The 10,733-nt window shown below is 71.4% G+C and carries 13 protein-coding genes; 9 read left to right on the forward strand and 4 right to left on the reverse strand.

Annotated features, from left to right (window positions below; all coding sequences use genetic code 11):
* Positions 1 to 17: 17 nt before the first annotated feature.
* The 6 genes from VK923_12125 (at position 18) to VK923_12150 (ending at position 6,144) form a co-directional block, all read left to right on the forward strand.
* Positions 18 to 1,415, forward strand: a complete 1,398-nt coding sequence (locus VK923_12125) for an acyl-CoA dehydrogenase family protein (GenBank protein ID HSJ45421.1) — start codon at positions 18 to 20, stop codon at positions 1,413 to 1,415.
* 183 nt (positions 1,416 to 1,598) lie between these two features.
* Complete coding sequence (locus VK923_12130) at positions 1,599 to 2,861, forward strand: MFS transporter (GenBank protein ID HSJ45422.1); 1,263 nt, start codon at positions 1,599 to 1,601, stop codon at positions 2,859 to 2,861.
* A gap of 48 nt (positions 2,862 to 2,909) precedes the next feature.
* Complete coding sequence (locus VK923_12135) at positions 2,910 to 4,079, forward strand: acyl-CoA dehydrogenase family protein (GenBank protein HSJ45423.1); 1,170 nt, start codon at positions 2,910 to 2,912, stop codon at positions 4,077 to 4,079.
* 82 nt (positions 4,080 to 4,161) lie between these two features.
* A complete protein-coding gene (locus VK923_12140) occupies positions 4,162 to 5,106 on the forward strand; it encodes an amidase family protein (protein HSJ45424.1) in 945 nt (314 codons plus the stop codon).
* Positions 5,049 to 5,315 carry an amidase family protein gene (locus VK923_12145; GenBank protein HSJ45425.1) on the forward strand — a complete coding sequence of 89 codons (267 nt, stop codon included), beginning with the start codon at positions 5,049 to 5,051 and terminating at the stop codon, positions 5,313 to 5,315. The genes VK923_12140 and VK923_12145 overlap by 58 nt, the downstream gene beginning before the upstream one ends.
* 568 nt (positions 5,316 to 5,883) lie before the next feature.
* Positions 5,884 to 6,144, forward strand: coding sequence for an ABC transporter substrate-binding protein (locus VK923_12150; GenBank protein ID HSJ45426.1), 261 nt, complete (start codon positions 5,884 to 5,886; stop codon positions 6,142 to 6,144).
* A gap of 80 nt (positions 6,145 to 6,224) precedes the next feature.
* Here the strand turns inward: VK923_12150 and VK923_12155 are convergent, their stop codons facing one another.
* A complete protein-coding gene (locus VK923_12155) occupies positions 6,225 to 6,809 on the reverse strand; it encodes a TetR-like C-terminal domain-containing protein (protein ID HSJ45427.1) in 585 nt (194 codons plus the stop codon).
* Between the two features lie 76 nt (positions 6,810 to 6,885).
* On the opposite strand from VK923_12155, the gene VK923_12160 reads away from it, so the two are divergent.
* The 3 genes from VK923_12160 (at position 6,886) to ybaK (ending at position 7,904) form a co-directional block, all read left to right on the forward strand.
* The gene (locus VK923_12160; protein HSJ45428.1) at positions 6,886 to 7,011 is read left to right on the forward strand and encodes a hypothetical protein; all 126 of its coding nucleotides are present in this window, start codon (positions 6,886 to 6,888) and stop codon (positions 7,009 to 7,011) included.
* Between the two features lie 5 nt (positions 7,012 to 7,016).
* Positions 7,017 to 7,280: a DUF4188 domain-containing protein gene (locus VK923_12165; GenBank protein HSJ45429.1), complete on the forward strand. Its 264-nt coding sequence runs from the start codon at positions 7,017 to 7,019 to the stop codon at positions 7,278 to 7,280.
* A 144-nt stretch (positions 7,281 to 7,424) separates the two neighbouring features.
* Positions 7,425 to 7,904, forward strand: a complete 480-nt coding sequence (gene ybaK, locus VK923_12170) for a Cys-tRNA(Pro) deacylase (GenBank protein HSJ45430.1) — start codon at positions 7,425 to 7,427, stop codon at positions 7,902 to 7,904.
* On the opposite strand, the gene VK923_12175 is transcribed toward ybaK, so the two are convergent.
* The 3 genes from VK923_12175 to VK923_12185 all read right to left on the reverse strand — a co-directional run bounded on the left by VK923_12175 (position 7,870) and on the right by VK923_12185 (position 10,617).
* On the reverse strand, positions 7,870 to 9,972 hold the full coding sequence (locus VK923_12175; protein ID HSJ45431.1) for a S9 family peptidase: 2,103 nt from the start codon (positions 9,970 to 9,972) through the stop codon (positions 7,870 to 7,872). The genes ybaK and VK923_12175 overlap by 35 nt on opposite strands.
* Positions 9,973 to 10,229: 257 nt before the next feature.
* A complete protein-coding gene (locus VK923_12180) occupies positions 10,230 to 10,352 on the reverse strand; it encodes a hypothetical protein (GenBank protein ID HSJ45432.1) in 123 nt (40 codons plus the stop codon).
* A 4-nt stretch (positions 10,353 to 10,356) separates the two neighbouring features.
* Complete coding sequence (locus tag VK923_12185) at positions 10,357 to 10,617, reverse strand: hypothetical protein (GenBank protein HSJ45433.1); 261 nt, start codon at positions 10,615 to 10,617, stop codon at positions 10,357 to 10,359.
* Positions 10,618 to 10,733 lie beyond the last annotated feature (116 nt).

A 10,733-nucleotide genomic window follows, 5' to 3' on the forward strand; every position in this document is an offset into this window, starting at 1 on the left:
TCCCGGCGCATCCTTGCATGGTCGCACGCCAGCGCCGTGCGCAGCCGCCTGTCGAGGGCGACGTGCACGGGTTCGCGGAGACCTTCACTCACGAGGAGCGCCGCCACCGGCGGCTCCTGCTGGAGTTCCCCGTCCGTGACGCGGGCACCGAGGCGTTCGTCCGACCGCTCCGCGGTGCCGTGTGGGCCGTCCATGGCGGCGGCAGGATGGGATGTGGGATCCGTGAAGGGACCGACATGAACGAGCCCGCCGAGCTGTACCACCTCGACGACATGCTGTCCGACGAGGAGCGGGAGCTGCAGCACCGCGTTCGACGGTTCTGCGACGAGAAGGTGGTGCCGGTCGCCAACGAGCGCTGGGAACGCGCCGAGACGATGACCGACCTGCTGCCCGGCGTCGTCGAGCTCGGGATCCTGGGCGGCGGCACGACCGGGTACGGCTGCGCCGGCCTGTCACCGGTGGCCGGTGGCATCGTCTCGCTCGAGCTGGCCAGGGGCGACGGCAGCTTCTGCACCGTGTTCGGCGTCCACTCGGGCCTGGCGATGGGCGCGATCGCGACACTTGGCTCCGAGGAGCAGAAGCAGCGGTGGCTTCCCGCGATGGCCTCGCTCGACATGCTCGGCGCGTTCGCGTTAACCGAGCCGGAGCACGGCTCGGACGTCGTCGCGCTGGAGACCCGCGCCAGGCGGGACGGCGACACCTGGGTCCTCGACGGTCGCAAGCGCTGGATCGGTCTGGGTGACGAGGCCGACCTGGTCATCGTGTGGGCGCGCGACGACGATGGCGACGTCGGGGCCTTCGTCGTCGAGCACCCGGACGGCGGCAAGCTCGAAGGGTTCCGCGCCGAGGTCATCACCGGCAAGATCGGGCGCCGCGCCGTGCTCCAGTCGAGCCTGTGGCTGGACGGCATCCGGATCCCCGCCGAGAACCGGCTGGCCGAGGCGAGGTCGTTCAAGGACACGCAGCGCTTCCTCGGGCACAGCCGGATGGGCGTGGCCTGGGAGGCCGTCGGCCACGCCGAGGCCGCCTACACCTACGCGCTGCGGTACGTGCGGCAGCGCACGCAGTTCGGCCGCAGCCTCTCGAGCTTCCAGCTGATCCAGGAGAAGCTGGCCCGGATGCTGGCCGAGATCACGGGCATGCGCCTCATGGTCATGCGCATGGCGCAGCTGGCGCAGGAGGGCCGGGCCGCCGGCCCGGTGGCATCGGTGGCCAAGATGCACTGTGCCGCCACGGCCCGGAAGGTGTGCCAGGACGCGCGCGACATGATGGGCGGCAACGGCCTGCTGCTCGAGAACCACGTCGCGCGTCACCTCGCCGACGTCGAGGTGACCTACACCTACGAGGGCACCGACACGGTGCAGGCCCTGATCGTCGGGCGCGAGATCACCGGCACGCAGGCGTTCGTCAACTGATCCACCAGTCGGACGAGCATCGCCGGTGGCTGTCCTGGGCGAAGACATCACGCCGTCGACGACCTGGGTCCGGCGGTGGCCGCCCTGGCGGTCGCCCGAGGCGCCGTCGACCGACGTGGGGGGTCCGGCGATGGCGCGCTGGCGGGTCGCCCCACGACGCCGTCCGGCGGCTACCGTCGGTGGGTGACGTCGATCGCATCCACCGAAACCGAGCCTGGCGAGCGCAGCGTCCGCGAGCTGCTCGCCGACCCGACGTTCGGCCGGTACTTCACCGCCAACCTGATCTCGAACTGCGGCAACTGGATCCAGAACGTCTCGGCGGCCACCGCGGTGTTCTCGATCACACGGTCAGCGACCCTGACGGGCGTCGTGTCCGGGGCGCTGTGGTTGGGCTCGCTGGTGCTGCAGCCGTACGCCGGTGCGCTGAGCGACCGCGTCGACCGCCGCAGGATGCTGCTCGCCGGGCAGTCGCTCGCGCTGCTCGCCGCGACCGTACTGGCGGTGTGGACCGCGCTGGCCGGTGTGGACGGCCTCGCTGGGCCCTGGCCGATCATCGGCGTCACCGTCGTGATCGGGATCGGCAACGCGGTCGCGATCCCTGCGATGCAGGCGCTGGTGCCTGCACTGGTGCCATCCGCAGACCTCGATCAGGCGATCGCACTGAACTCGGTCACGTTCACGCTCGGGCGGGCGATCGGGCCGGTGCTGGCGGCGGGCGTGCTGCTGCTGGGCGGCCCGCGCCTCGGCTTCGTGGTCAACGCGATGACGTTCCTGCCGCTGGTGGTCGTGCTGCTGGTCATCCGCCAGCGCGACGTGGAGCGCAGCGGCGACACCGACGGGTCGGTGCGTGAGGTCCTGCGGCTGGTCCGGGGTGACCGCCGTCTGCTGGTGCTGCTCGCCGCAACCACGGCGATCGGGTGGACGAGCGACCCGATCAACACGCTGTCACCACCGATGGCGGATCTGTTCGGCGCGGGCGACGCACTGGTCGGGGTGTTCGTCGGCTGCTTCGGAGGGGGCGCTGCGCTGCACAGCGTGGTGCTGCGCCGGACCCGCACCCGCTTCGGTCAGCGCCGGCTCGGCGTCTTCGGGCTGGCAGGCTTCGGTGGCGGCATGGTCCTGTTCGGGTTGAGCCCGACACCGTGGCTGGCCGCCGCGTCGCTGGTGCTGGCCGGGTTCGCGTTCCTCGGTGCGATCACGTCGGTCACGACCCGCATGCAACGCGGGATAACCGAGGACGTCCGCGGCCGGGTCATGGCGCTGTGGGGTGTGACGTTCCTGGGCAGCCGCCCGATCGCGGCACTGGTCAACGGCGCGACGGCCGACCTCGTCGGCGTGCGCGCTGCGGTCGTGGCTGCGGCCTTCGTGGCGCTCGCCGGCGCCGGCCTCCTCGCCTGGTACGGCGGTCCGTCTTCGAGCGCCGACGACCGGCCAGGCGCCGGGTGAGGTGGCGGCGTACGCTGCCGCCACGACCGCGTGACGTGAGGTGCAGCAGTGGGTGAGCCGATCGATCCGATCGATCTGACGGGCGTCGCCGCACTGCTCCGCGACGACGAACGCGGGTGGCGCGACCGGACCCACGCGCTGATCGTCGAGCACGTCCTCGACCAGGTGGAGCGATGGCACGACCGTGAGCACTTCCCGACCGCGCTGGTCCGCCCGTTGGCCGAGGCGGGACTGCTGGGCATGCACCTCGACGGCTACGGGTGCGCCGGGGCGTCGGCGGTCTCGTACGGGCTGGCGTGCATGGAGCTGGAGGCCGGGGACAGCGGCCTCCGCAGCTTCGTGTCGGTGCAGGGGTCGCTGGCCATGTACGCGCTCCACCGGTACGGCTCCGATGAACAGAAGGAACGCTGGCTGCCGCGGATGGCCGCCGGCGAGGCCGTCGGATGCTTCGGCCTCACCGAGCCGGCGGCGGGCAGCAACCCGAGCGAGATGCGCACGAGGGCGCGACGGGTCGGATCGGACTGGGTCGTCGATGGCCACAAGCGCTGGAGCACCAATGGCACCATCGCCGACGTTGCGATCGTGTGGGCGGACACCGACGACGGGGTGCGCGGCTTCGTGGTCCCGACCGAGGCCGACGGGTTCTCGACGACGGCGATCACCGGCAAGCGCTCGCTGCGGGTCTCGGCGGCATCCGAGCTGCACCTCGACGACGTGCGACTGCCTGGGGCAGCGGTGCTGCCCGGGGTCGCGGGGATGCGCGGACCGCTGAGCTGCCTCGACGAGGCCCGCTACGGCGTGATGTGGGGCGCGCTCGGCGCGGCCCGCAGCTGCCTCGAAGCCGCCGTCAAGCACGCGACCACGCGGGAGCAGTTCGGCCGGCCGATCGGCGGCTTCCAACTGACGCAGGCCAAGCTGGTCGACATGGAGCTGGAGCTCACCAAGGGGGTCCTGCTCGCGCTGCACCTGGGACGTCGCAAGGACGACGGCGAGCTGATGCACCAGCAGACCAGCCTCGGCAAGCTCAACAGCACCCGTGAGGCGCTGACGATCGCACGGACGGCGCGGGGCATCCTCGGCGGCGACGGCATCACCGACCGGTTCCCCGTGATGCGACACCTGCAGAACCTCGAGACCGTCTTGACCTACGAGGGCACGGCGGAGATGCACACTCTGATCGTCGGTGAGGCCATGACGGGACTCCGCGCGTTCACGTGACCGCGGGCGACCCGGCGGGGGCCGCTGACGATCGTCGCGGCCGCACGCGCGTTCCGGCCCGGGCGAGCGGTCGCCGGTCGAGGTGACCGCGGCGTGCCTCGACCGCATCGCCGAACGCGACGCCGACATCGGCGCGTTCGCCACGGTCACGGCCGACCGCGCCCGCGAGCGGGCACGGACCGCCGCGGCGGAGGTCGCCGACGACCGCGATCTGCGCCGTCCGCTGCTCGGCATCCCGGTCGGGGTCAAGGACGTCGTCGACGTTGCCGGCGTCGTGACAGGCGCGGGATGCGCCGCGCGCGCCGACGTCGTCGCCACGCGCGACGCCGCGGTGTGGCAGCGCCTGGACGCGGCGGGCGCCGTCGTGATCGGCAAGACCGCCACGCACGAGCTCGCCTACGGCGTCGCGACCCCAGCGACGCGCAACCCGCTCGACCTTGGTCGGATGCCCGGCGGGTCGTCAGGCGGTTCGGCGGCGGCTCTGGCAGCGGGGATGTGCCTCGGCGCGGTCGGCACCGATACGGCGGGGTCGATCCGGATCCCCGCGGCACTGACCGCCGACGATGCGGCCCTGCTCCTGGCCGGCATGGCCGGCACCCGACACCCGACCGTCGACGTCGACCTGGCGGGTCTGCGCCTCGGGCTGGCGACCGCTGGCGCGGTGTGGACCGACGACGTGAGGCGTGCGTTCGCGACGGTCGCCGACGTCGTGGGCCGCGCCGGTGCCCGTGTGACGGCGGTGCCTACCCCGTCGTTCGCGGACGCCGTGTGGCACGCCGACCGGATCATCGGGGTCGAGGCCGGCGCGGTGCACGCCGACCTCCTGACCGAGACCGCCGACAGCCTGACTCCCGCCACGCGTGCCAAGCTGCGGTCGGCGGTCCGGATCGACACGCCGACCTACGACCGGGCCGTGACCACGCAGCCGAGGTCCGCGCCGGCTTCGACGCGGCACTGCGCCGGGTCGACGTGCTGCTGGCGCCCGGCGCCGCCACGACCGCGCCCGAGTACGGTGCCGAGCAGGTGACGATCGGCGGCCGGGATCTGCGCCTTGGGCGCGCGCTGTGCTGGAACAGCGCGGCACTGAACCTGGCGGGCGTGCCCGCCGTGGCGCTACCAGCCGGCGTCGGTGATGACGGGCTGCCGGTCGGGGTGCAGCTGATTGGCGCGGCCGGCGACGATCAGCTGCTGCTGGTGATCGCTCGTTCGGTCGCCGCGGTGGTGCACGCGGCCTGACGAGGTCGCGTCGGGACGCCGCCCCTCTCCTACTCTTGACGTAGCCGAAAACGTCTGCGATGGCCGGAAGGACAGGTCCTCGGACCGGTCACTTGTAGCCAGTCGTCTCACCGTCCCCGGCGCTCTGTTCCTGCTCGTGGCACCGACCAGCTCGATCCCCACTCGACCACGGCGTACGCCGCCTTCCAGGTCCTCGAGAACGTCTACGACACCCTCGTGGTGCCGAACCCGGACAACCTGGAGATGGAGCCTCGCTCGCGACCGAGTGGGAGACCAGCGACGCGGCCTGACCTGGACGTTCACGTTGCGCGACGACGTCACGTTCCACGACGGTCTAATTCGACTCCGCCGACGTCGCCGACTCGTACAACCGCATCATCGACGAGGAGCTGGCGAACGCCTACAGGTTCTCGACCGTCGAGCACATCAATGCCCCCGACCCCCAGACGGTCGAGATCCTGCTCAGTGAGCCGACACCGAGCCTGCTGGCGGACATTGGATCGTTCAAGGGGATGGCGATCCTGCCAGAGAACGCCGCGGAGGGACATTGACCTTGCCACCGAGGCGAATGGGACCGGCCCGTTCGCCCTGGAGTCGCCAGGCGCCGTCGTACGCGATCGACCGCGAGGCCATCACGGAGGCCGCGAAGTTCGGTGCGGCGACGGTCAATCAGACCGCGATCCCAGAGAGCAGCTTCAGGTACTACGACTACGCCCCGTACAGCTACGACCCCGACAGGGCGCGCCAGCTGCTCGACGACGCCGGCGTCGGCGACGTGTCAATGGGACTGTCGAGATCATCGTTCTCACCGCCGTGTTCGCACCACTGACGATGCACCGCTACCGGACCAGGCCCTGACGTCCTGCGGTGACCCTGATCTGCCGGCCGGCCTCGGAGCTCGTCGCCCGGTCAGCCCGCGTCGGCGACGACCAGATCGATCAGCGCCACGAACTCGACCTCCGAGACGTCGCCGAGTTGGCCGTCGAGCCACAGCATGACGGCACCGTGCACCAGCGACCAGGCGCGCAGCTCGGCCGCCGCCATCCGGTAGCTCGCCGGGTCGACGTCAGCCTCACGCTGCTGGACCGCCTGCAGTAGCAGGCGGTACGCCCTTGACGCCTCATCCTCCAGGCGGTCCGGGCAGTCGCCCTGCGTCAGCCGTGACGTGAACATCAGCCGGTACCGTTCGGGGTTCGCCAGGGCGAACCGGACGTACGCTCGACCGGTGGCGGCCAGCCACCGGTCGGGAGCGGTCGTGGCCATGGCAGCGGCGAGGTCCTCGGCGAGCTGCGCATAGCCGTCGGCGGCCAGCTCGGCCAGCAGTGCGATCCGGTTGGGGAAGTGATGGCTGGGTGCGGCATGGGACACGTCAAGCGCGCGCGCAAGACCCCGCAGCGAGATCGCCTCGGCGCCGGAGGATTCCAGCAGTGAGCCTGCCTCGCGCAGCAGCGCCGCGCGCAGGTCGCCGTGGTGATAGGAACCGGTCGTCGTCATCTTGACACCGACAAGACTCGCAGGCTAGGATTGATGCCGCAACTTGACGCTGACAAGATGACGGAGGGTTGGCACAATGATCCATCCTGGACAGTGGACCGCGGAGCTCGACGGTGACCTCGTGATGTTCCTCATCGGCGCGCGCATCCACAAGCCGTGGAAGCTGCGTCAGTGGGTGCCCGTCCCGTCGCCCGCGCGATGAGCGCCATGCAGCGCGAGATCGCCGAGCACCCCGAGATCGGCTGCCTACACGTCGAGAACTACGGCGCCCTGCGGCCCATCTCTGTCCAGTACTGGCGCTCGGTCGCCGACCTCGAGCGGTTCGCCAGGTCGAGCCGGTGGTCGCACCTCCCGGCCTGGCAGTCCTTCAACAGGCTGATCCGCGACACCTGGCGAGCTGGGCGTCTGGCACATGAGACCTACCGGGTGCGCGCGGGTGAGCGTGAGCGATGTACGGCAACATGCCCGTGATCGGCCTCGCCACCCGGCACGTACCGATCGGCCGATCGTCGACCGCCGCGCGCTGGATCGCCGAACGGAACGAGGAGCGCCCCCCGGTCGAAGCCTACTGAGCGACGCTGGCCGGTGTGGCACCACCGACCTACCGTGTGGCCGATGCACGACGGTCCCACGACGCCGGCCACGCTCGCGCTCGACGCGGCGGGCGTGACGTTCCGCGCCCATCCGTACGACCACGATCCGTCCGCCGACAGCTTCGGCCTCGAGGCCGCCACCGAGCTCGGCGTCGAGCCCGAGCGGGTGTTCAAGACGCTGCTGGCCGACGTCGACGGCGAGCTGGTGGTCGGCATCGTCCCGGTGACGGCCCGGCTGAACCTCAGGTTGCTGGCCGCCGCGGTAGGCGGCAAGCGCGCGGCGATGGCCGATCCGGCGGTCGCCGCACGCAGGACGGGCTACGTCGTCGGCGGCATCAGCCCGATCGGCCAGAAGCGTGCGCACATGACGGTGCTCGACGAGACCGCCGAGCTGTACGACACCATCTACGTGTCCGGCGGGCGTCGGGGCTTCGACATCGAGCTTGCGCCCAGCGACCTGGTCCGGGTCACAGCCGCAAGCCTGGCCGACATCGCCCGCTGATCGGCCCGAGCCCGCTGCGTTGCGGCGGAGCCGTTCCGTGGATGTGGCGATCTGGCTCCCCGGACGTGCGGGGGATGCTCGTCTGGGGAGTCGTTGCGCCGACGTGGTGATCTGGCTGCCCGGGTGCTTCGGGCGCTGGTCCGGTCGTCGTTGTCGTGCGGAGGTGTCGGGCATGCCAGTCCAGGATCGCCTCGAAACGTTCGACCCGGTGCTTCGGCGAGCCCGAGCGTGACAGGTCGTGGCCCTCGTCGGGGAACCGCAGCAGCTCGGCGTTGACGCCGTTGCGGCGCAGCATCGCGAACAGCTGCTCGCCCTGCTCGACGGGGCAGCGCCAGTCGTGTTCGGAGTGGACGACCAGGGTCGGGGTTGTGATGCGGTCGGCCTGCCCGACCGGGCTGGCGGCCCACAGCGCAGCTGCGTCCGCCGGCAGCGAGCGATCCATGAACATGCGGTCGAAGTACGCGCCGATGTCCGACGTGCCTCCGAACGACACCCAGTTGAGCAGGCCGCGCTCGACGACCGCGGAGCGGAACCGATCGGTGCGCGCGAGCAGCCGCGCGGTCGCGAACCCACCGTACGAGCCGCCCATGACGCCCAGGCGCTCGCCCGACACCTGCGGGTAGCGGTCGAGCACCATGTCGACCGCGGCCTCCAGATCCAGCGTGTCCGGTGACCCGCCGTCGGTCCAGGTGCCCACGACCGCCCGCGCCCAGTCCCGGCCACGGCCCGACGAGCCGTGTGGGTTGACCCCGACCACCGCATAGCCGGCGGCCGCATAGACCTGGAACTCGTCGAAGAAGCCGAACCCGTACTGGGTCGTGGGCCCGCCGTGGATGTTGAGCAGCAATGGGACGTCGTCGCCGGCGTCGGGCGGCAGCAGCACCCACGCGTCGATCTCGGCACCGTCGCGGGAGAATGTCACGTGCTCGGTTCCCACAAGGTCGCCGTCGGTGCGCACGTGGTCGTTGACCGCCGTGAGCACCTCCTCGGTGCCGTCGACCAGGCGCCACAGCTCGCCGGGATCGGTCAGGCCGGTCGCGGTGAAGGCCACCGTGGAGCCGTCGGCTGACGCGGCCACGCCTGTCACCAGGCGGTCGCCGCCGACCAGCAGCTCCGGGCTCCGCTCGCCGGTGAAGCGGTAGACATGCGACCGCCCGCGGTCGTGGACGAGCGCGAGCCACCCGGTGTCGGTGACAACCGGCGCCGGCAGGTCGAATGTGACGTCGCGGTCCAGGCCGGCGCTCAGGTCGGTCAGGCCGCCATCCCTGTCGTGACCGTACAGGCGTGCCGGCGACGGCCACGCGAAGGGATCGTCCAGCCCGTGGACGACGAGCCAGTCCTGGTCGATGCAGACCGGCCGTCCCCACAGGCCCGCGTCGACGAGCAGGGCGGGATCGCCCCCCTCGAGGTCGATCTCGTACAGCTCCGCACCAGGGTTCGTCTCGCGGTCGTCGCGGCGCTGGGAGGTGAACACGACCGTGCGCCCATCCGGGCGGAACGCCGGGGCCGACTCGTCGTGGTCGCCCGGCGTCAGGCAGCACGGGTCGGCGTCGCCGTCGGCGTCGACGAGCCACAGGTGACTGCGGCGGTCGTGGATCCAGCCGTCGGCGTCGTCGCGGTACGGGATCCGGGTGATGCGGCGTGGTCGGCGGGCCCGCTCGTCGTCGTCACGGTCGGCCAGGTCCGGCGTCCACTCGACGCCGACGACGACCATGTGCCTGCTGTCGGGGGCCCACGTCAGGTCCGTCACGCCGAGCGGGAGGTCCGTGCACACCCGCGCCTCGCCGCCGTCGGCCGGCAGCACCGCGAGCTGTGGCCGGTCCTTGTCTCCGCCGCCCGTGCGCAGGAAGGCCAGCCTGCGTCCGTCGGGCGACCAACGGGGACTGGCGTCCTTCGGTCCGTGGGTCAACTGCCGGTCGCCACGCTCGGGATCCCACAACCGGATCGTGCGCACGTAGGCGTCATCGTCGAGGTCTGGCGTGGACACTACGAACGCGATGCGCCCGCCGTCGGGATGGACGCGGGGATCGCCGACGGTGTGGAGGAGGGACAGGTCCGAGGGCCGCATGCAACCACCGTGACGGTCGTGGGGGAGGGCGGCGCGACCCTAGCACCACGCCCGCGCCGACACCGTGGTCATTGGCGTGCGTCGGCGATGACGCGTCCGTCGCGCAGCTCGACGACCCGGTCGGCGACATCGATCAGCTCCGCGTCGTGGGTCGCGACAACTGCGGTCATGTGTGCGGCGCGCGCGACAGCCTGGATAAGCCCGCATGATCACTCTGCCGGTCGCAGAGTCGAGCTGACCCGTCGGCTCGTCGGCGATCAGCAGCGCAGGCGGTTGGCCAGCGCCCGCGCGATGGCCACCCGCTGCTCACCACCCGACAGCTCATGTGGCCTGTGCCTGGCCCGGTCACCGAGGCCGACCATGTCGAGCAGCTCCCGCACCTGGTCATCGCGCAGCGCTGCGGGCACAGCGCCCGCAGGGCCACCTCGACGTGCGGTCGGGGCCAATCTCGAGGATCTCAGCCGACGTCGCGCTGTCGAGCTCGCCGGTCGGTTCGTCGGCGAGCAGCAGCTCCGGCTCATTGGCCGATGGCGACGGCGCGACGATCTCGAGGTCGGCGACCTTGTAGATCCTCACCAGGTTGTCGGCGACGACGTGGGCGTCGGGACCGAAGGCCACCACCGCGCCAGCGGTCTGCACCGTCACATGGTTGCTCCGTCCTCAGGGCGGACGCCACGTCGTGGTCGAGGCTGCGCCAGCCCGCGATCATCGTGGCCGGCAATCGGTACCAGGAGGACGAGCGCAGCGGTGCCGGCGAGGGT

It is taken from the genome of Euzebyales bacterium (assembly GCA_035461305.1).
GTDB lineage: Bacteria > Actinomycetota > Nitriliruptoria > Euzebyales > JAHELV01 > JAHELV01.

Coding starts and splice junctions, on each gene's coding strand:
- VK923_12165 (HSJ45429.1), top strand. CDS start 7,017: ATGCAGCGCGAGATCGCCGAGCACCCCGAGATCGGCTGCCTACACGTC.
- ybaK (HSJ45430.1), top strand. CDS start 7,425: ATGCACGACGGTCCCACGACGCCGGCCACGCTCGCGCTCGACGCGGCG.
- VK923_12150 (HSJ45426.1), top strand. CDS start 5,884: ATGGGACCGGCCCGTTCGCCCTGGAGTCGCCAGGCGCCGTCGTACGCG.
- VK923_12155 (HSJ45427.1), bottom strand. CDS start 6,809: ATGACGACGACCGGTTCCTATCACCACGGCGACCTGCGCGCGGCGCTG.
- VK923_12125 (HSJ45421.1), top strand. CDS start 18: ATGGTCGCACGCCAGCGCCGTGCGCAGCCGCCTGTCGAGGGCGACGTG.
- VK923_12160 (HSJ45428.1), top strand. CDS start 6,886: ATGATCCATCCTGGACAGTGGACCGCGGAGCTCGACGGTGACCTCGTG.
- VK923_12175 (HSJ45431.1), bottom strand. CDS start 9,972: ATGCGGCCCTCGGACCTGTCCCTCCTCCACACCGTCGGCGATCCCCGC.